The sequence below is a fragment of the Methylobacterium sp. D48H genome (genome assembly GCF_053345715.1).
In genome coordinates this window covers 1-20,836 of sequence record NZ_JBKFAP010000039.1, presented here as the reverse complement: position 1 = coordinate 20,836, position 20,836 = coordinate 1, and the positions used below count along the sequence as shown (strand labels likewise).

At 65.2% G+C, this 20,836-nt stretch carries 16 protein-coding genes and 1 pseudogene; 9 read left to right on the top strand and 8 right to left on the bottom strand.

What is annotated here, in order from left to right; translation table 11 throughout:
- Positions 1–487: 487 nt before the first annotated feature.
- The 6 genes and pseudogenes from ACLBX8_RS29705 to ACLBX8_RS29680 form a co-directional block, all read left to right on the top strand.
- Positions 488–1,911 (top strand): annotated as a pseudogene (locus ACLBX8_RS29705) (transposase); the annotation flags it as partial.
- Positions 1,912–3,748: 1,837 nt separating this feature from the next.
- Positions 3,749–4,744, top strand: a complete 996-nt coding sequence (locus tag ACLBX8_RS29700; RefSeq protein WP_447716258.1) for a hypothetical protein — start codon at positions 3,749–3,751, stop codon at positions 4,742–4,744.
- A gap of 731 nt (positions 4,745–5,475) precedes the next feature.
- Positions 5,476–6,477 carry a GHMP family kinase ATP-binding protein gene (locus tag ACLBX8_RS29695; protein ID WP_132369169.1) on the top strand — a complete coding sequence of 334 codons (1,002 nt, stop codon included), beginning with the start codon at positions 5,476–5,478 and terminating at the stop codon, positions 6,475–6,477.
- Between the two features lie 67 nt (positions 6,478–6,544).
- Positions 6,545–7,477 carry an NAD-dependent epimerase/dehydratase family protein gene (locus ACLBX8_RS29690; protein ID WP_042675489.1) on the top strand — a complete coding sequence of 311 codons (933 nt, stop codon included), beginning with the start codon at positions 6,545–6,547 and terminating at the stop codon, positions 7,475–7,477.
- An 81-nt stretch (positions 7,478–7,558) separates the two neighbouring features.
- Positions 7,559–8,146, top strand: coding sequence for a D-sedoheptulose 7-phosphate isomerase (locus tag ACLBX8_RS29685; protein ID WP_273563001.1), 588 nt, complete (start codon positions 7,559–7,561; stop codon positions 8,144–8,146).
- Between the two features lie 10 nt (positions 8,147–8,156).
- The gene (locus ACLBX8_RS29680; protein WP_447701153.1) at positions 8,157–9,395 is read left to right on the top strand and encodes an HAD-IIIA family hydrolase; all 1,239 of its coding nucleotides are present in this window, start codon (positions 8,157–8,159) and stop codon (positions 9,393–9,395) included.
- Positions 9,396–9,450: 55 nt separating this feature from the next.
- On the opposite strand, the gene ACLBX8_RS29675 is transcribed toward ACLBX8_RS29680, so the two are convergent.
- Positions 9,451–9,600, bottom strand: a complete 150-nt coding sequence (locus ACLBX8_RS29675; protein WP_165923221.1) for a hypothetical protein — start codon at positions 9,598–9,600, stop codon at positions 9,451–9,453.
- Between the two features lie 98 nt (positions 9,601–9,698).
- Complete coding sequence (locus ACLBX8_RS29670) at positions 9,699–10,124, bottom strand: NUDIX hydrolase (RefSeq protein WP_447716257.1); 426 nt, start codon at positions 10,122–10,124, stop codon at positions 9,699–9,701.
- Between the two features lie 352 nt (positions 10,125–10,476).
- Here ACLBX8_RS29670 and ACLBX8_RS29665 point away from each other — a divergent pair, with 352 nt between their 5' ends.
- The 3 genes from ACLBX8_RS29665 to ACLBX8_RS29655 are packed head-to-tail and all read left to right on the top strand — an operon-like array spanning position 10,477 to position 13,608.
- Positions 10,477–11,715, top strand: coding sequence for a class I SAM-dependent methyltransferase (locus ACLBX8_RS29665; RefSeq protein WP_447716256.1), 1,239 nt, complete (start codon positions 10,477–10,479; stop codon positions 11,713–11,715).
- 26 nt (positions 11,716–11,741) lie between these two features.
- Entirely contained in the window at positions 11,742–12,695 is a 954-nt protein-coding gene (locus ACLBX8_RS29660) for an NAD-dependent epimerase/dehydratase family protein (protein WP_447701155.1), read from the top strand.
- On the top strand, positions 12,682–13,608 hold the full coding sequence (locus ACLBX8_RS29655; protein ID WP_447716255.1) for an NAD-dependent epimerase/dehydratase family protein: 927 nt from the start codon (positions 12,682–12,684) through the stop codon (positions 13,606–13,608). The genes ACLBX8_RS29660 and ACLBX8_RS29655 overlap by 14 nt, the downstream gene beginning before the upstream one ends.
- Positions 13,609–13,759: 151 nt before the next feature.
- Here the strand turns inward: ACLBX8_RS29655 and ACLBX8_RS29650 are convergent, their stop codons facing one another.
- The 6 genes from ACLBX8_RS29650 to ACLBX8_RS29625 all read right to left on the bottom strand — a co-directional run.
- Positions 13,760–15,175 (bottom strand): phosphomannomutase, encoded by a 1,416-nt coding sequence (locus tag ACLBX8_RS29650; protein WP_447716254.1) that lies wholly within the window; start codon positions 15,173–15,175, stop codon positions 13,760–13,762.
- A 219-nt stretch (positions 15,176–15,394) separates the two neighbouring features.
- A complete protein-coding gene (locus ACLBX8_RS29645; RefSeq protein WP_447716253.1) occupies positions 15,395–15,715 on the bottom strand; it encodes a hypothetical protein in 321 nt (106 codons plus the stop codon).
- 16 nt (positions 15,716–15,731) lie between these two features.
- A complete protein-coding gene (locus ACLBX8_RS29640) occupies positions 15,732–16,484 on the bottom strand; it encodes an FkbM family methyltransferase (RefSeq protein ID WP_447716252.1) in 753 nt (250 codons plus the stop codon).
- Between the two features lie 56 nt (positions 16,485–16,540).
- Complete coding sequence (locus ACLBX8_RS29635) at positions 16,541–16,882, bottom strand: hypothetical protein (RefSeq protein WP_447716251.1); 342 nt, start codon at positions 16,880–16,882, stop codon at positions 16,541–16,543.
- 109 nt (positions 16,883–16,991) lie between these two features.
- Positions 16,992–17,789, bottom strand: a complete 798-nt coding sequence (locus ACLBX8_RS29630; protein ID WP_447716250.1) for an ABC transporter permease — start codon at positions 17,787–17,789, stop codon at positions 16,992–16,994.
- A 45-nt stretch (positions 17,790–17,834) separates the two neighbouring features.
- Positions 17,835–20,836: glycosyltransferase (locus ACLBX8_RS29625; RefSeq protein WP_447716249.1), on the bottom strand; the 3,002-nt coding region annotated here is incomplete at its 5' end.

Sequence of the window (20,836 nt, the reverse complement as noted above, 5' to 3'; positions counted from 1 at the left end):
ATCAGAAATCCCATTGGAATCGCCTGCTGGCCCGCGCTATTTGAATTAAATATTTTATACAGTTGCTCAGTGATTGGATAGATCCGCTAGCGTTCACCGATTGAACCTTGCTCAAAAGATTGATTTGCGCCGAACGCATTTTCTTCGAGCATCCTGAGCCTTGAGGCAGGTGGCCGCCATGCTTCGCAAACGCCTCATGAACGATCAGATTGCCTGTGCCCTTCGGCAGGCGGAGGCGTGAGCGGCTGTAGAGCAGGTTCGCCGGAATCTCAGCTAGTCCCGGCCGAAGTTGCATAGCTAAAGTAGGTATTTAGCCTGCATGGATATACAGAAGACACGGCAGTCGAAGGGACAAACGCCTGGGAACAGAAATCACATGATGCTCAATCGCTTCGTGATTTCTCCGCGTTTTGCGTGGAGCGGTCGCGGTGACGGGGACGGCACTTCGAGGTTACGATGATCCTGCCCTCGTACCTGCCAGGTTGCTCTACCGAACCTTGGTCACCCCATGACGCTGCGCCCTTGCGTTCGAGCTTCTGCTGCCATCATCCTGCCGGCCGCTGCGGTATCTTCGCACAGCCATTCCCGCGGCTGATGCCGCCGTGCGCAGGCTCAGACCCGGATTGGGCTTGGCTTGCAGCTGGTGGCGAGGCCGGTGCCCGCCTGAGTATGCAGACCGACGCCTGATACGATCCTGCGCCCTGTCCACTGCCGCTGCTGAGCGTGAATCGGTCTCGCGTCGTAGGCATCGATGATCGGCTTCTCCGAAAAAGACGAGCTTACGGCCTACGCCTCGTCGATCTCGAATGCAGTCGCCCAATCGACCTGCTGCCCGACCGTTCGGGAGTGGCCGTCACCGACTGGCTGCGTCGCGATCCCGGCATCCAGATCGTCGCCCGCGACCGGTCCACCGAGCACGCCCAAGCGCTCACCGCTCGCGCGCCAGTTGTGCTTCCGGTCGCTGATCGATGGCATCACCTCCTGAACATGCGCCCACCGCTCGAACGCTGGCTCGGCCGCGTCGACAGTCGGCTGTGTCAGTTGCCCGCTCTGTCTATCGGTGATGGCCGCCATCCCGGGGATCGCCTGCGCGCCTACCGCCGCAGCGCCGCTGAGATCACGAGGAGTCGTGACAGTCGCGCTCGGCGGCTTGCAGCCTACGAGGACGTGCGTCGGGGTTATCTGGCAGGTGCGACCCTCCTGGCGATCGGTCGCGCTACAGGGTTGGCGCGCGCGACTGTGCGCAAGTACGCCCAGATTAAGAGCTTCCCCGAGCGCGCGAACCAGCGGCCCAATCCGTCTCGCCTCGACCCCAATCTCGCCCATCTGGAGCAGCGCATGGCCGAGAGCTGTGAGAGCGCCATGGCGCTCTGACGCGAGATCCGCGATCAGGGCTTTGCTGGAACTCATCGGCAGGTGCATCGCTACATTACCGAGCGGTGTACGCCGCCACGGCGGAGCATCGCCCACAAATGGTTGTCGGGGGCTGGCTCGACGCGCGCAACGGTTCTCAGACCAGAAACACTTGCTTCTCGAAAGCAGCTGGCCTGGACCACGGTTCGGACCATCACGACGTTGCCGTCCCATGCCGCGGCCGACCTCACTCGGATCTGGCAGGATGCCGAAGTGGTACGCATTGTCGATCTGACGCAGCGGTTCACGAAGCTGATGCGCGCCTGCGGCCTGGATGGCGACCAACTGGCCGATCCGGTGGGCGAACACGGTAGGTGGCTCCTCGAAACGCGCACCTGCGGCGTCGCGGCGTTGGAGACCTTCGCGGCTAACTTGGCGCAGAATCGGCGGGCGGTCCAGACTGCACTGACGACGTTCTGAAGCAACGCGCAGGCCGAAGGGCAGATCGGCCGGCTGAAGATGCTCAAGCGTACCATGTACGGCCGCGTTAGTTTCGCAGCGCCGCAGAGAGCCGCGATTTCTGTACGCTTTGCCAACCTCGCCCGACAGCACTACGTCGAGAGCCTCGGGACTTGGTTCACGGCGGCGTTCGCGACGCTGCGGGGGAGATTCGCAGACAATCTGCGGCGTGACCGGGAGGCGCTGATCGGAAGGATCACGACACCATGGTCGACGAGCCCTGTCGACGGGCAAATCAGCCCGTTGAAAATGCTCGAGCGCACGAAGTTCGGGCGGACTGGCTGTGCGTCTCTCCGTCAACCCGTAATGGCCACGCGATGACTCTGATCCGCCGCAAAGAACGCAATCGAAACAGTATTCATTACTCGCTGGCACAACAGGTGGAGCGCTGAAAATTGGTTCGTTTCCATTCGTGGGGGGCGGATGCCGTTCGACTCTCGCTTGACGGACCCAGGTCTGTGAAACCTGACCCAAATCACGTGGTAGGCGGTCTTCGTATTCGATTTTTTCAGTTTTAGCGTCTTCGCGGTCACGGGTTTTCGGCGTTCCTATGAGCAGGGTCGTGGCGATCTGGTCATCCACCGTGGAGTGCATGCGCGCCCCCCTATTTGAGCGGCACAAAATAGGAGGGGACGACACCTCCCCGTTCTTTGAGATAGTCATGCTACGAACCACGGTCGTGCGACATGCGCGGCTTCTCAGCACGACGTTGTTCGACGGATCAGATATATAAACTGCGTCGTCAGGGGACGATGTACCTGCACAGCCGGGCGCGACTGTAGCCGGCGACATTGCCGCCGGGGTTGCAGCAATCGCTGTACCGCCGAGCAGCGACGTACTGATCCCCTCCGAAACGTCGCGCGAATGTTGGATCTCGCGTTCACTCCTGAACACTCCAACGATTGGAGACTCAGGCGCATCTGTCATGACGGATCCCGCAGTGGTCGTAAGCGAGTTGTCAACCGCGATACTCAGCCGCAAGCGGATGGCGGCACGGGTCTGCAGTTCAACCGGTATCCTTCTTCTGATCCCAACTGCTTTTGTCCCGCGCTCCGTCCTCGGAGATGAGGAGGCGCTCTTCGCGCCGCGCTGGCCCCATTCTCGGTTAGCGTGGAGTCCATCGTCTGTGGGGCGCAGCAGCGAACGGATCTCGCACCTGTCCTCGTACTCATGCATCACGATCGCCAGAACCCGGTGGACGCCGAAGTATTCGTCCAGCAGAGCCAGATGCTGCGCGATCCAAGCCGGACGCGCCGCGCGAACACGTGGCCCTTCTGCGATGCAGATCGCGCCAACCAGCATCGTCTCCGCCACCGAACGGCGGGTCCCGTTGCAAGTCACGACGAATGCGGCAGTCAGCAGCGCATGAAAGCGTGTCAACGCCCCATCGAGATCTCCTCGCAGCGCGATGATCGACTCCGTCGTCAGCGGCGCGAATAGTTCCTCGATCCGCGCATCGCTCTCCCTACGAGAGAAGAGCTCGAGCCTCACCGAGGTGACGATGTCGCCGGGGGTAAAACGTGCGGTCCGCATGCCGATCTCCGCTCCTGATCGTAGCATTGTGAAGCCCGATGAAAGACGCAAGATGGCTCAAAATCGGTCTGCCCGAGTTGCGCTTTGACTCAGCCGAGAGAACGTCATTTTTTTGGTGGGTGCAGGTCTTAGAGGATCGCTCGACGAACGCGCTTTGTCTTTTTCATGCCGATCTACGAAGCTCCGCCGTGGTCGATCGCGGGCCATTGTCTCCTGTCTCGTGGCACACGCGGATCGCGAGAGATCAAGCGGGGGTAACGCAGACGGTAACAGTCCGCTGCGCGGTTCGCATTCGGCCAGTCACCCCCGCCTCCTTGGTGGAAGTAACGTAGAGTTTTGGATCATGAGCGTAGCGGTAACAGGACAAAGCGAGACGACACGACGGGATTATGCGGCCACGGCTCGAGCCTTCATCGGCATGGTCGGTCGCGAGCTCGACCAGCAGGCCCCATCTCCCGTCGACGTGGTTGATTATTTCTTGGGACAGCACGGAAGGTGGTCAGAGAGCACCATCCGGCATACTCGGGCAGCGCTGCGCTTTGCTTTCGTTGAAACGAGCCGCAAACATCCCAACCATCCGCGTTTGGTAAGGGCGTTGCAGCGCCTGAACGCGACCGATTGTGAGACTGGCCGCCTTGTGACGCCCATACCGTGCGTGCGCACCGAGCGGCAGACGAGCGCGAAGAAGCGGAAGACTCTGACACCGGCCGAGGCCCACGCTCTCTTGCTCGCCCTTTGCGAGGTGGGACATCGTCACGCCCCCATCGCCCAGGCGCAGGTCTTTTTTGGCGTCGACCTCGGATTGCGCCCCGTAGAGTGGGAGACAGCTCAGATTGTCGATGGCTATCTCGTTATTCAGAACGCCAAAAACACCAATGACCGTGGCAATGGGCCGACGCGAAGGCTGCCGCTGGACGGATTTGGGGACGACTACGTTGCATCGCTGGCCGCATCTATCGATCGCATCGCCGATGCGCTCGTCAGCGAGACGTGGGAGGCGATCCACCAGAACGTTGCCCGCGCAATGACAGCGGCGTCTATCAAGGCGGGAAAGATGTGCCCCAGTCTAAGAATTCGTCCCGCCTGCCCATACACACTACGCCATGTTGCGACTGCCCGGATGAAGGTGGACCTGCCGCCGGAGGTAATTGCCGCGATTCTGGGGCACCGCTCGATCCACACCGCCTCCCGCAACTATGCACCAGCCCGTTCGGCGAAAGGGTTCCGTCCGATCGTGACGACCGCAGATCCTATTGCAGTTGCGCAGGTCAACGCATTTCGTAAAGATCTTGCGAAAATTGAGAGCGTTGACGATCACGGTCCGAAAGCCGGACTGTAGGCCGCCTTCTGCCGCATCTCATCGACGTTATTCGCTGGCGCACGCGTTGCGCCAGCGAATTGCTGAATCGTGACCTTCCGGCCGCTTGAAGTTAATAAGGGTGCCGCGTGGCATGATATCGAAGAGCTGCGATAGGGGCAGCTTGAGATTGTTGACACTTTCTTAACCATAATGTGAGCACGCTGCGTCTGGAAGGTTTTCTCCCAAAGTTGTGATGCTGTCCGATGTAACCCAGAGCTGGCAATTGCTTTGGTATCGTTGATTTGATCACGACTTTGTCGAACGCGTCGTCGGTAAAGCAGAAAGAAGTGGAGTTGGGCCTAGTCACGGTATCAGGTTCTGCGCTTCATGGTCATTACGGCTGAGTTGCGCGACAGGCGACGTGATGGCGCATTGGGCGTAGGTCTGTTGCCCGTGCTCCAGCCTGTCGCCGCCAATCGACCCCGGGAGTGTTGGTCGGCAGAATTAAAATGAAGCATGTTAAGGTTGTTTAGCTGCAAAACACAAATCCCCGTCAATTTTCGGCGGTCAAATAAATTTTTTGATCAAAAAATTAGGCTAAAGTTGCATGGGGGTGCTGTGTTATAGATATTTTACGGATCACTTTGCGATTTTGTCACATTAGCGAAGTCGGTCCTCAAAATATGGACTGGGTGACGGTTAGGGGAAATATAAAAGGCTGTATGGTGCAGGCGGGTTCGCCGAAGCTGTTGAGTGTTCGGAATAATGCTATGCTGACGGTTACGCGGACACCCCTACGGATTAGTTTGTTTGGTGGCGGCACCGATTACCCAGAGTATTTTGAGCGCGCCCCGGGCGCTGTCGTCGGCGCGGCGATCGATAAGTATATCATCATCGCGGCGCTCGATCTGATTGGCTGCCAGGATTATAATTATAGATTAAGTTACTCTCGTGTTGAACATTGCAACAATATCTCAGAAATTGAACATCCTGTTGTTCGAGAAGTATTGAAGCATTTCAATGTGACCCGTAGACTCGATATGAGCATCATCTCCGATTTGCCTGCGGCGGGAAGCGGTCTGGGCTCGTCTTCAGCGTTCACTGTCGGTTTTTTGCGAACAATTTACGCAATCTTGAACCAAAAACCTACGAAGATCGAGCTTTCTAAGAAGGCAATTGAAGTCGAGCGAGAGATTTTGCGTGAGAACGTCGGCGTGCAGGACCAGCTCCACGCCGCCTTCGGCGGCATCAACCGATTCGATTTCAGCGGCTCCGCCATACGGATCTCGCCTGTTCAGATGAGCTCTGCCGCCATTCAGCAACTCAACGCGTCGATGGTGCTGGTCCATACAGGCATCGCGCGGCGCGCGACGACGACGGTCGCCGCGCAGATCGCCGTGACGCGCGCGCGCGCGATCGACAAGGAATTGTCCGAACTGTACCGCCTCGTCGAGGAATGCGTCTCTCTGCTCGAAGCGGGGACGAGCGGCTGGCTCGCGCAACTCGGCGAGATGCTCTCCGCCTCGTGGCGCATCAAGCGAACCCTGTCGCGTGAGGTCTCGAACGCGGTGCTCGACGATCTGTTCGAAGCGATCATCGGGTCGGGGGCTTACGGGGCAAAGCTGTGCGGCGCGGGCGGTGGCGGCTTCTTCCTCGCTCTAATCGATCCCGATCGGCTTTCGGCCCTGATCGAGCGGGTCGCGCCGCTGTCCGTCGTGCCGATCGGCATCGATGTCGACGGGTCCACCCTGATCTATCGCCAGACGCGCTGAGCGGCATCCTCACAGGCCCCGGCCCGGTCCCAGCCGGGCCGCAGACTCATCGCGACGAGAGGCAACGATGCGAATTCTGATCACCGGCGGCGCGGGCTATATCGGGACGATCCTGGTGCCGATGCTGCTTGAGCGCGGGCACCACGTGACGGTGCTCGACACGTTCAAGTCCGGAGCCCCGGACCTGTTCTCGGCCTGCCAGTATGACACGTTCGAGCCGATCAAGGGCGACGCGCGCGACACGCGCATCCTGGACGAGCTGATCCCGAAGCACGACGTGCTCATCCCTCTCGCGGCCCTGGTCGGCGCGCCCCTCTGCAAGGAGGACGCGATCGGCGCCACGACGCTCAACCGCGACGCCGTGATTGCCCTGGTCGAGCGTGCGGGCGGCGAGCAGAGGATCGTCTACCCGACGACCAACTCGGGTTACGGCGTCGGCGAGGCCGGCAAGTTCTGCACCGAGGACTCGCCCCTGCGGCCGATCTCGCTCTACGGCACCACCAAGGTCGAGGCCGAGAAGGCGGTGCTCGACAGCGGGCGCGGCGTCAGCCTGCGGCTGGCGACGGTGTTCGGCATGGCGCCGCGAATGCGGCTCGACCTCCTCGTCAATGACTTCACGCACCGGGCCGTGACCGACCGGGCGCTCCTGGTGTTCGAGGGCCACTTCAAGCGCAACTACATCCACATCCGCGATGTCGCCAAAGGGTTCATCCACGGGATGGACAATTACGACCGGATGCGTGGCGAGGCGTACAATCTTGGCCTGTCGAGCGCCAACCTGTCGAAGCTGGAACTCTGCGAACGCATCAAGGTGCACGTTCCGAACTTCGTCTACGTCGAGGCCCCGATCGGCGAGGATCCCGACAAGCGCGACTATATCGTGTCCAACGAGAAGCTGGAGGCGACCGGCTGGTTCCCCGATTTCGATCTCGACCGGGGCATCAAGGAACTGATCAAGGGCTTCCGAATGATACGCAACTCGCGGTTCGCCAACGTCTGATCCGGGTGACCGGAGCCCAGCAGCGAACGCCCGCCGGTTGGCCCGAGAGGTCGGCCGGCGCGGGGACGGACCGAGGTGAGCATGAGCGCGATCGTCGATTTTCTCACGCAGACCCGCGACACCTTCCAGGCCGCTCTCGACGACTCCCGCTTCCACGCGACCCTCGCCGAAATCGCCGATCTCGTGACCGCGTCCCTGCGCGGTGGTGGCAAGCTCCTGACGATCGGCAATGGCGGCAGTGCCGCCGACGCGCAGCACATCGCGGGCGAGTTCGTCTCGCGGCTCAACTACGACCGGCCGCCCGCCGCGGCCGTGGCGCTGACCACCGACACCTCGGTAATCACCGCGATCGGCAACGATTACGGCTACGAGCACGTGTTCGAGCGGCAAGTGCTGGCCCTCGGGCGCCCGGGCGATGTCCTGCTCGCCCTCTCCACATCGGGGCGGTCGCCGAGCGTGCTGAAGGCGATGGACGCGGCACGCGACCTGGGTCTGCGGGTTGTCGCCTTCACGGGTGCGACGGGCGGGGCGATGCCCGAGCGAGCGGATGTCTGCCTGCACGCGCCGACGGACGCCACGCCCCTGATCCAGCAGATCCACATCACCGCCGCGCACATCGTCTGCGGCCTCGTCGAAGAAAGCCTGTTCCCGCGCGGGACGGCAGCGTGAGGGACGGCCTGTGACCGAGCCAGAGCGGAAGGGCGGAGGCTCTGTCCGGCAAGCCATGATCCTGTGCGGCGGCTTCGGCACGCGCCTGGGCGCACTGACCTCGGCGATGCCCAAGCCGCTGCTGCCGGCATCGGGTGAGCCGTTCCTGGACGTGCTGCTATTCGAGCTCGGCCGCCACGGCTTCACCGAGATCGTGCTGCTGGCCTCATTCCACAGCGAGAAGATCCGCGCCTATGCCGCCGACAACCCGGTCGCGCGACGCTTCGGCATGACGCTTCGGGTCTCGGTCGAGCCGGAGCAGGCCGGGACCGGGGGCGCCGTCGTGCACGCCCTTCCCGAGGCCGACGAGACCTTTCTCCTGCTGAACGGCGACTCATGGTTCGATGTGAACCTGCTGTCCCTGCCCGCGATGGCGGCCCGTCATCCCGAAGCGGCGATGGTCCTGTCGCTCCGTCGGGTGCCGGACGCCGCGCGCTACGGCGTCGCGCTCGTCGACGGCGTCCGGATCACCGCCTTCCTCGAGCGGCCGCTTGAGCCGGGCCCCGGCCTCGTCAACGCTGGCGTCTACCTGGTGCGCCGCGACGCGCTGGCCGGCCTGCCGCCGGCCTGCTCGCTGGAACGGGACGTCCTGCCCGCGCTGGTCGCCGAGGGCCGCGTGGTCGGCGAGGCCCACGACGGCTACTTTCTCGATATCGGCGTGCCCGAGAGCTACGCCCGAGCCCAGGAAGAGATCCCGGCCCGTCGGAGGAGACCTGCCGCCTTCCTCGATCGGGACGGTGTTCTCAATCACGACCACGGGTATGTCGGTTCCGTGGACCGGTTCCAGTGGATGGCGGGCGCGCGCGACGCCGTCCGCGCGCTGAATGATGCCGGCTACTTCGTGTTCGTCGTCACGAACCAAGCGGGGGTCGCCCGCGGCTTCTACACCGAGGCCGACGTCGCCCGTCTGACCGCTTGGCTGCGGGACGACCTGCGCGTGGCCGGCGCGCATATCGATGATCTACGCTACTGCCCCTATCATCCGGACGGGACGGTCGAGGCCTACAGGGCGGTCCACGGATGGCGGAAGCCCGAGCCCGGCATGATCCTCGATCTGATGGTCCATTGGGACATCGACCGCGCGCGCAGCTTCCTGGTGGGCGATCAGGAAACAGATCTCGCCGCCGGCCGTGCGGCGGGGCTCGCCGTGCACCACTTCAGGTCGGACGACCTGCTCGCCTTCCTGCGAGAGGTCGCGCTGAAGGAGTAGGAAGGGCCCAGGAGGTGTGCGCCCTCGCCGGGGCGCGCTTCGCCGTCTGGCACTGTCAATCGTGCGACTGGATCGAGAGCTCCGCTTCCGCGGCCTCGCGCATGGCGCGATCCCAGTCGAGCTTGCGCTTGGGCGGAGTCTCGCGCTCTGCGTCCGGAGCTTTCCGATCTCGCGGAGCAACGATCTTGATGTCGTACTCGGGCACGCTTCGATCCGCTCTTTAACCGACGATTAATCGTATTGGCGCAACGCGCGGGTCTTGTCAGCGGTTCGATCGCTCGATCCACAATCCGGTGACGGCCCTCATCCGGTGCTGGACAGGCCGATCAGGAGCATGGCGGCGTGCACGGCTCCGACGATGGCGCCCGATTGGGCGAGCTGTAAGGCCTCGGCCCGCGGTACGCGCACCACGGCGATGTCCTCGGCGGGATCCGGAAGCGCCGGCCCGGCCGCGGTCACGCGCGCGCGGACGAGATGCATGCGGTTGGCGTAGCGGGCCGGATCCGCGTTCAGGGTGACCACGCGCTCGGCATCGGCGAAGATGTAGCCGGTTTCCTCGCGCATCTCGCGCTCGGCGGCCGCAAGGATATCGGGGTCGGCGGGGTCGATGGCCCCGCCCGGAAGCTCCAGGCTCGGGCCCCCATGGGCGTGACGGTACTGGCGTACGAGGATGACGTGATCGGCCGCGTCGATGCCCAGCACGAGCGCGATGTCCGGCGTCTCGAGCACGTAATAGGGATCGACGATGTGACCCGACGGCGTCACGCAGTCGTCGGCACGGAGACCGAGCCAGCGATCCTTCATGACGTGGTGGGATTTGCGGACTGTCCAACTCGGTGTCGAGATCATTGTTCTTTGCGGGCCCGGGGTTTGTGCTTTCGGATATCCGCCGCGGTCATTGTGGATCTTCGCCGCTGGAGGACATGCGCGATGGCAAAACTGTCTCGCCTTTCGGCTCTGACTTCGATCGAGCTGCGACCGCGCGTTGCGCTGCCCTGGCTCAGCCGATAAGCCTCGTGGGGTCGTAGAGCCTCGCGCCGCGGATGTCACAGGTCGTAGGATGACGGGAACGAAACTCGCCATGGCATGCCGCGTCTGCGACGGACGCGATGTCGAGCTGTTCCTCGACCTGACCGATCAGCCGCACTGCAACCGCCTGATCCCGCCGGAGCTCGCCGACCGGCGCGAGCCGCATTTCCCCCTGCGCGCCGGCTTCTGCCGCGACTGCACGCTCGTCCAGATCGATCACACGATCCCGAAGGAGAGCATGTTCAGCGACTACCCCTACGTCTCGGGCACGACGAAGACGCTGGTGGAGCATTTCCGCCAGACGGCGGCCCGGCTCGTGGAGCGGTACGGCCTCGGGCCGCAGGACCTCGTCGTCGACATCGGCAGCAACGACGGCACGTGGCTTCGGCAGTACGAGCCCTTCGGCCTGCGCCGCTGCGGCGTCGAGCCCGCCTCCAACGTCGTGGAACTGGCCCGCGCCGCCGGCGTGCCGACGCTGAATCGCTTCTTCAACGCCGAGACCGCCGAGATCGTCCGCGCGCAGGACGGGCCGGCGAGCCTGATCACCGCCGCCGGCGTCTTCTTCCACTTGGAGGAGCTGCACAGCGTTGTGAAGGGCATCGTCACGCTGCTCAAGCCGGACGGCGTCTTCGTCGTGCAGGCGATCTACCTGGGCGGGATGATCGAGAACACCGCCTTCGATCAGATTTACCACGAGCACCTGTGCTACTACACGCTCCGCTCCCTGGAGCAGCTGTTCGCGCGCCACGGCCTGGAGGTCTTCGACGTCAGCGTGGTGCCGGTCCATGGCGGCTCCCTCGAGGCGCATGTCGGCTTCCCCGGCGCCCACCCGGTCAGCGACGCGGTCAAGCGCATGCGCGCCGACGAGGAGGCCCGCGGCTACGGCAAGTTCGAGACCTATGTCGGCTTCGCCGAGAACGTCCGGCGCCTGCAGGCGGCGCTGCTCGACCTGCTGGAGCGCAGGCACGCCGAGGGGAAGACGGTCCACGCCTACGGTGCCCCAGCCAAGGGCGCGACGCTGCTCAACGCCTTCGGCATCGGTCCGCGTCTGGTCCAGTACGCGGCCGAGAAGAATCCGCTGAAGTTCGGCCGGCTGATCCCCGGCGCCCGCATCCCGATCGTCGAGGAGGGCAGCGTACCCGCGCCCGACGCCTATCTGGTGCTCGCCTGGAACTTCATCGACGAGTTCCTGGCGCGCGAGCGCCGCTACCTCGAGAACGGCGGCGCCTTCATCGTTCCGGTGCCGGAACTCAAGGTGATCACCGCCGCCGACCTGCCGAAGGCGATCTGAGCGTGGCTGCCGTCTCCCGATCCTCCTTGCCCGAGACCGTCGTCGTCGTCGGTGCGACCGGGTTCGTCGGCCGCAACCTCGTCGCGCATCTCGCCGACCGCGTGCCGCGGCTGATCGCGGTCAGCCCCTCCGGCCGCGCGGTGCCGGGGGCGCATGAGGCCGCGCGCTTCGATGCCCTGGAGGCGCTGTCGGTTCCCGCCGACGCCATCGTCGTCAACGTCGCCGCGCAGCGCTACGACGCCGACAAGTTCGAGACGGCGCAGAGCGACCTGCTGACCGGCAATGCCGAGATCGCCAACCGCCTCTACCGGTTCTGCCTGACGAAGGGCATCCGCGAGGTGCGCGCGGCCTCGAGCGTCGCGGTCTACCCGGCGGCCCTCGATCCCCTCGACGACGCGCGGCCGGTCGACCTCAACGCGCCGCCCAACCGGAACGAGGCCTTCTACGCCTGGTCGAAGCGCTGGTCGGAGGTGATCGCCGACCTCCACGCCGAGCGCTACGGGATCCACACGATCAGCTTCCGCCTGAGCAACCCCTACGGTCCCCACGACTCGACGGATCCGCGCAAGGCGCACGTCCTGCCGGCCTTCGTGATGCGCGCGCTCGCACCGGGGGAGCGCTTCGAGATCAAGGGCAACCCGCTGGTCGAGCGCGACTTCATCTACGTCGGCGACGTCGTCGACGTGTTCGCCCGCTCCCTGGAGATGCGGGAGACGAGCGACGCGCTCAACCTCTGCCGCGGCGAGACCACGACGCTGCTCGACCTCGCCCGCACCATCCTGGAGGTGGCGGGCGAGAATCGGCCGGTGCACGCCCCCGACACGGCGACCCACGGTGTGCTCGCCCGCCGCTCGACCAACCAGCGGCTGCGCGAGCGCTTCGGGATGGCGAGCTTCACGGGACTCGCGGACGGGCTGCGGCCGACGATCGCGTGGTATCGCGAGGCCTATCGCGACGGGGCTCAGCATGCCGGAGCCTGAGCGCGACATCGTCATCGGGGCGGACGGCTTCCTCGGGCGCAACCTCGTCCCGCGGCTCCGGGCCCATGGCCGCGAGGTCGTCGAGATCGGTCGCGCGGCGGGCGACCTCTCCGAGTGGGCGAATGTCGAGCGGGCGCTGCGCGAGGCCCCCCCGGCCGGCCGGATCTTCCACGTGGTGACCCGCCAGCGGACCGGCGCGGTGCAGTATGACATCCAGGGCGAGCTGCTGGCGATCAACGCCCGGGTCCACCTGAACGTCCTCGAGGCGTGGCGCCTGTTCCAGCCCCAGGCCAAGCTCGTCTCCACGGGCTCGTCCTGCACCTATCCGGAATCGGCGGAGCCGCTCGCCGAGGCGCGGTTCGGGCAGGGGCCGACTCACCCGTCGGTGATCGGCTACGGGCTCGCCAAGCAGGTCCTGGCGACGGGCTCGGCGGCCTACGCGCACCAGTACGGCCTGAGTTTCCTGCACTGTGTGCTTGCGACCCTGTACGGACCGCACGACAACAAGGCCTCCGACCGCAGCCACTTCGTCGGCGCCCTGCTCGACCGCGCCGTGCGGGATAAGGCGGCGGGCGCTGAGCAGTTCGAGGTCTGGGGCAACCCGCAGACCGTCCGCGAGGTGCTGTACGTCGACGACCAGATCGACGCGATCCTGGCGGCCGACCGGGCGTTCGACAACGAGATCCTCAACTGCGCCGCCAACACGCCCGTCACCGTCGAGGCGGTGGCGCGGGCGGCCCTGGCCGCCCTCGACTGGTCCGTCCCCTTGGTGAGCCCGCCCGGCTCGTTCCAGGGCGCGGCCTACAAGATGCTCGACTCGACGCGGTTCCTCGACCGGACCGGGTGGCGGCCGCGCATCAATCTCGAAGCGGGCCTGCGCAGGCTCGCTGCGGCGGAGTACGCCGACCGTTAGCGAGCCGCGACCGGCCATCAGGTCGCCCGCGCGAGGACCACTGGTGTAGCCTTCTGAGCGGCCGCGCCGAGCGAGGCGAAGGTCGTCAGTGCGCCTTGAGGTGCCCCAGCCTCTTGTGATGTTCGGGGCCGCTCCGAGACTTCGTGAGGGTTCAGGCTTTTGCCGACATCGCGGTCGCGGCGGAGGCAAGTCCCCACCGGACGAGATCCTGTGCCTCCTGTGCCGTCTTGGCCTCCGCATAGCAGCGCAGCTCAGGCGCATTGCCCGAAGCCCGGAAATGGATCGTGCGCCCGCCGTTCAGTTCGATCCGGATTCCGTCCTGCTGATCGATATACGCGGATGACCCAATCGGGCCGAGGAAGGCAGCGCGGAAATCCGGCTCCCGAAGGCGATCGAGGAAGGCGGCGCTCGTCTCGGACGGAGTGTTGGGCAGCCGATCGCTGGCCATCTCTCCCGCATCCAGGGAGGCCACGAGGTCAGCGAGGGAAGTGCCGGCGGCGCGCACCGCTGCCAAGGTGGCCAGGATCGGCAGCATCGCGTCGCGCGTCGGCAGGGCGGCCAATGTCCTGCCGTGGAGCGTGACGTTCGATCCGAGCAGGAATCCGCCGTTTGCCTCGAAGCCGGCGACGATCCGCGCCCCGGCAGACGTCGCCAGCTCCATGCCGGCGATGACGAAAGGCGATCCCACTTTCGTACGAACAACTTTCCGGAAGCCGCCGGAATGCTCGAGCGCAGAGCCGGCGGTGACCGGCACCACCACCGTGTCGGCACCGAGGAAGCGGGCGGTGATGAGCCCGAGCACGTCGCCCCGCAGTATCCGGCCCGCGCTGTCGGCCACCAGCGGCCGGTCGGCATCGCCGTCCGTGGTCACGAGCGCGTCGAAGGAGCCCGGTTCCATGACGTCGCGGATGAAGGCGATGTCCTCCGGACGATGCGCCTCTGTATCGATCGGCACGAAGACCTGCGACCGGCCAATCGGCGTCACCTCCGCGCCGAAGCCGGAGAGCAGGTCGGCCATCAGGTCGCGGGCCACCGAACTCTGCTGATAGACCGCGATCCGCAGGCCATGCAGGATGTCCGGCGCGAAGGCGGCAGCGTAGCGCTGCTGATAGCGCGCGATCGCGTCGGGTTCAGGCGTGGCGGTAGATGAGGCCTGGCCCTCGCCGGACGCGCCCTCCTTCAGGGCGGCCAGGATAGCGGCCTCGTCGGTCTTGGTGATCTCACCCTCGGGCCGGTAGAATTTCAGGCCGTTGCGATCCTCGGGGATGTGGCTGCCCGTGACCATGACCGCGTAGGCACCGCGCCGCATCGCCTCGAGGGCGAGGGCCGGGGTCGGCAGCGGGCCGCAATCGATCGCCGTGAAGCCGGCGCCTGCCGCGGCATCCGCCACCGTCGCGGCGATGCCGGGGCTGCTGTCGCGCAGATCACGCCCGATGACGACCATGCGGCCGCCTGCGCCCTGGGAGACGGAACGGAAGAACGCACTGGCATAGGCGTAGCTCGGGCCACCGACGAGGTCGGTTACGAGACCGCGCAAGCCGCTCGTCCCGAATTTCAGACTGCTCACGGTACCTCCCTCGTCGCCGTAGTGGCGCACTCGCACAAGATCGATGCCTCAAACCGTTCGTAGGCTCAATGCTTGGCGGTAGGCAGCGCGCTAGGGATGGTCGAGTTCGGACTGCCGTGAGTCGCGACTGATGTGTCGGCGAGGCTGACAAGCGTGCCCTGCTGGCGCGCGGTCCAGTCTCGGAGCGCAAATGTGCACCGCGCGCCAATTATCGCGGCGTTAAGAGGCCGGTAGCTGCTGCTCCAGATGCGCGCGGAGGATCGAGTAGTGTCGGACGACTTCGTCCAACGTTTCGGTGTTCTTCTTTCTGATCGCCTCCGAACCCAGCGGCTCGCGGTAGGTAGCGGCGTAATGGGCGGCGTGCGCCTTCAGCTTGACGGCGACGAAGTCGAGATCGGCCGACCACACGGCTTCCGCGCGAACCTGCTGGAGGCGTCTGGCGATCGCGAACCAGTTGAGATCAAGGGCGATGCCGCTGCCCATCTCCTTGAACAGGTCGAACATCGAATCCAGAATGGCGATTGCGGACTGCGCCGACATAGTCGAACCTTCCCCGTCAGGATCGTGCTGTCACGAGATCTGGGCGCGCGTACCAGTCGTCGAACAGGGATAGCTGACGGAAGCGCCGTCGGTAACCGTGGCCGCTCAGCAGCGCGGCGATCTTCTCCCGGCTGCCGGAGAAATTATGCTCGACGCTGATTAGCGCGATGTCGTGATGGGTGAAATCGAAGCTCTGCAGCACGTCGAGCTCGCCGCCTTCCACATCGATGCTCATGTAGTCGATGCGCCGCGGCGCCCGGGCCTCCGAGAGAAACCGTTCCAGCGAGATGGTCGCCACCGGGTATTGCCGGCGCTCCTGGCGGAACTGGGCATGAAAATCGTCGTCGGCAAAATCCTCCATGCCGGAGAGCTCGCCGATGTCGACTTCGTTGAACAGAACCTCAATCCCGTCGGTCTTGTAGACGCACTTATCGGAGATGTAGCAGCTACGGTTGCGATGCAGCGCATCGTGCCAAGCCCGCGCGGGCTCCGCCAGGGCTCCCTGCCAAGCGTAGGTCTTTTCCAGCAGGAGCGTGTTGCTCAGGCTGACGCCATCGCAGGCACCGAATTCCACGAAATAACCGTTTCGCTTCTCCTGGAGCTCGTACAGCACCCACAGGTCCTGCATCAACTGCGCATTGGAGTACGGAGCCATCCGCGTGGCGAAGGACAGGAAATCGAGATCCGAGCTGAGTATGTGCGGGTGGGCGTCCAGATTATCCCTCAGGTTGATCAGGGCATTGAACACCGTCAGGAGTTCGACATCCATGGTCCTGGGCTCCAGTCTCGGAACGGGATCGCGCGTGCGCGCAAGCGTATCAGGGTTCAGCCGCGCGTCGCAGCTCGGCCCGGCATACGCGAGGCCGCCAGGATCCGACTTGAACCTTCGAACAAGATGCCGTGCTGAAGCGCGGCCGGTCCGTGATTAGGCACGGTCCGCGCAGCCTTGCGGATCGCGGCGAGGAAGCGTTTGCGGCTCATCCCGTAGGGCCGAACGCTTCCGACCAACGCCTCGATTAGCGTGGACGTCGCCTCCGCTTGTGCCCGAGCAAGATCACGCTCACGCAAGGCGATATCCCGTTCAGCCTTGAGGAGGTTCAACGCAATCTGCTGCTGCTGAATGCGAGAAATGCACTTTGTGTCAATGGCGTAGACGACGTTTGGCATCGTGCGGAGGCCCTAATATGAAGTCCGTCAAGATTTTAAAATTGATTCTCTAATGCTAGGAAATGGCGTTCTAAACAAGCCGTTCGGCCATTCTGCAAGGAATCCGATGTCAACCGGACTGCATCTTGCTGACGATTTGCTTGATGAGGAGCAGGCCGATGCTGGCACAAGTCAGGCCGAACATAACTACATACAGGCGATCGACTTGAATCCCAGCATAAGGATAATAAGCCGATCTAATCCATTCTGCCAACTGCATGGCAGGGTTGAATTTCATCCAATAGTAAATCTTGTCAGGCATGTAGCTTGGGAGGAACATAACGCCGCTGGATACATACAAGATAATACTGAATAGCGCGTAGCCGAGCAGCCAACCTGGAAAGAAACCGATGATCGCCACGTTGATCGTTCCAATCCCGACGCCTAGTACAATTGCGGCGAGATAGCCGCCCATGGCCGTGAAAGGTTCTGCCGGAATCGGATTGGTTCCAATGGCAATCAAAACAGAGCACACAACTAACAGTGCAAGAAAGCCAGTCACAATCTCCACCAGGATGCGAGCTAGGATCACGTCGAACAGCTTTACCTGTGGGTAGTATGTCAGCGGTCTATTCATGATTACCGCCTTCATGACCTCGCGGGATATGTACTGGAAGACAAGGACAGGAACCGCACCCGTCGCAAAGAACAGGGCGCGGTTATCGCCGAGCGGCGCTGCCAGCTTCTGGAAGGTGTAAATAGCAATCAGCATAAAGACATGTACACAGGGCCAGAGCACGACCACGCCATAACCCCAGAGCGAGGCTCCGAAGCGTGTACGCATATCCCGCAGCATCAAGGCATGCAGGACGTGCAGATAAGATTCAATCGGGCTCTTTTGCCCTTGAGCCGGCGGGAGGGCGGGCATCGACGTGACCTCTGGTTGCTAGGCCTGCTTCGATTAGAAAAGGGGCTAAAGTGCGTTGACCGGTGCACCGCGATCGGACGAATGGAAGGTCGCGAGATCATAGTAGTCGCGCAGTAGGCTCTCGTAGGTGGTGGCTTGGATCAGCTGGGCGCGGCGGTTTTGCGTCGGGCTTTCGAGGTCGAGCAGGCGATTGTTGAATGCGGCCGGATCGGTGGCGAGGGCGCCGGGGAGTAGGTGCCCGTTAGAGTAGGCGCGCAGCCGCTCGGCCGCCGCGCCGAAATCGAAGGCCGCCACCGGTAGGCCGGTGCGCAGGGCCGGGGTCAGCGCGTACGCGTAGGTTTCGGGCCAGATCGACGGCTGCAGGATCAGGTCGGCCGAGACCTGGGTGACGAGATTGAGGGTCTCGTCGTCCTCCCAGTGGCGGCCGGTCTCGGCGATCTGGAGGGCCGCCCGGGCGACCCGGTCGAGCGTCGGATCGTCGGCGGAGTACCGCCCCGACTCGGTGACGCCGGCGCGCGCCAGCCCGCCCGTCAGAGCCGGGTCCGAGTGGCCCACGATCGTGAAAATTAGCGGCAGGTCCCGCTCGCGTGCGTCCGCGGCCAGGGCCTGCAGCAGCAACCCACCCTCGGGGAGGCTGATCGCGCCGAGCACGGCGACGCGGCGGATGCGGCCGGGCCGCTGGAGGGCGGTCGAGCGCACCGACCGCTCCGGCTCGACATGCGGCCGCACCGTCACGGCGAGATCCGGGTAGACCGTCCGGATCCGGTCCGCCGTGTCGGAGGACGGCGCGAACACCCGCGCGGCGCCGGCCAGGAACGCCCCGAACGCCGCTCGCCGCTCGCCCGGATCCGGCTCCTCGAACCCGTCCGCGTCCACCGCCAGGCACGACCGGCACTCGGTGACCGGCGCCAGGCCGCAGTAGCGCCCGTCCGGCTGCACCAGGTGGTTGCGGTGGCACACTGGCGAGTAGTCGTGCAGCGTCCACGCGTAGGGCCGCCCCGACCCCGCCACCACCGCCATCAGCGCCCGCGCCGCGCCCCAGCGCAGCCCCGCCAGCGAGTGCACGTGGATCAGGACCGGCGCCAGCTGCCCGACGAACTCGGCGAGTTCCGCCGCGTCGCGCGGCAGGTACAGGCTGTCGAGGTTGGGCAGGTACAGGAACTCGGGGCCGCGATACGAGACGTGGACCTCGAGGTTGCGGGTCCGGTCGATCTGCAGCAGCACCACGCTCAGGCCCTCGGCCCGGGCCTGCGCGACCATGTCGTCGATGTGCCGCTGGATGCCCCCGCCCCAGCTGTGGGTCACGTAGAGCAGCGCCCGGCCGGCGAAGTGCCGGGCGAGCCGCGCCCGGTCGAGCCGCGCCCGCCCGCGCCGGCCGGGATCGGCCTGGACGAACTGCCCGACCCGGGCCGGGTAGTCCGGATGCTTGGCGAGCAGCGCCGCCTGGCCCTGGTCGTACTCGCCGCCCGCGTCGAGCCCGAACGAGATCTGGCCGGCATGGTGGACGAACACGTCCTCGGCGAGCAGGTTGACGAAGCCGGCCTTGGTGGCGCGCAGGCACCAGTCGTTCTCCTCGCCGTAGCCCTTGCCGAAGGCCTCGGCGTCGAGGTCGCCGACGGCGTCGAGGGCGGCGGCGGTCATGTACATGCAGAAGCCGACGCCGGTGGGCACGGGCACGGCGCGGCCGCGATTGACCTGCGCGGCCACGCGGTCGAGGTCGGGCCGGGCGATCTCCAGCGGCATGGTGTTGTTGGCGTTGAAGCGCGGGTAGGAGCAGATCGTGGCGTTGTTGGACAGGGGCGTGACGCTGCCCACGGGCAGCCCCGCGCCCATCCCTGCCCCGGCCTCTACTCCTGCGCCTGCCTCCCCGCCGGACCCGGCCCGAGGCTCGGCGTTGTGTTCGGTGTTGTGTTCGGCGTGGGCGACGAGGCGGTCGAGCCAGTCGCCGAAGACTTCAGCGTCGGAGTTGAGCAGGACGACGGCGCGGCCCTGGCGCAGGCCGAGGGCGCGGTTGACCGAGCGGACGAAGCCGAGGTTGCGCTCGTTCTCGACGAGGTGGAACAGGCCGCGGCCGGCGAGGGCGGCGAGCTCCGCGGTGAGCTGCGGGTCGGGGGAGCGGTCGTTGACGGCGAGCAGGGTGAAGGGGGTGGCCTGGGGCGCCGACAGGCAGGCGTGGAGGGCGCGCAGGGTCTCGCCGCGGCCCTTGTAGACGGGGACGATGACGACGACGCGGGCCTGCGCGATGGGCAGGGCCCGGGGCAGGCGGTCCCATTCGTCGGCCGCCGGGGCCTCCATGGGCGGGTAGGTGCCGAGATCTTCGGGGCAGCCCATCAGCCCGGCGGCCCGGCCGGTGCGCACGTAGTGCAGGAACGGCGACTCCCCGGGACCCAGCAGGTGCCCGTAGGCGCGGCGGTAGAAGCGCGTCGAGAAGGTCTTGCTCGGGTCGCGGTCCTCCTCCTGGCCGTGGGACAGGAAGTGGATCGCCGGGCCGTTCTCGAAGCCGCCGGTGTCCGGGTAGCGCTTGAGGTACCAGGGCGCGTCGAAGAACGGCTCGATCACGCGGGCCTGCTCGAACAGCTCCGCGTCCTCCTCGGCCGGCGGCGCGCCGTAGCGCGGATCGAAGGCCTCGCCCGCGAGGTCGTCGCCCCGCAGCAGGGCCCGGGCGAGGTGGTGGACGAAGGGCGCGAGGCCCGTCGCCTCCGCGGAGGGGTGGTGAGCGCGGTAGGCCCAACCGTTGAAATCGGGCCTGGGGTTGCGGCCCTTCTTCCAGCCGGTGTCGCAGTAGTCGCGCACCGCGTCCTCCGCCTCGGACAGCCCGTAGCGCGCCCGGTAGAAGCCGTGGTCGAAATGCCCCGCCACCAGCCGCGCCTGCAGGTCCAGGAACGCGTCCCGGTCGAGGGTCTCCTGCCCGATCGCCCCGAGCCAGCCCGTGTCCTCGACCGGCGCCCGCGCCGGCCGCAGCCCGCAGACCCGCAGCAGCGCCGCCAGCGTCGAGCGCCCCGGGCCGGGATCGCGCAGCTCCCGCCAGCCCGCCTCGGCGAAGTGCA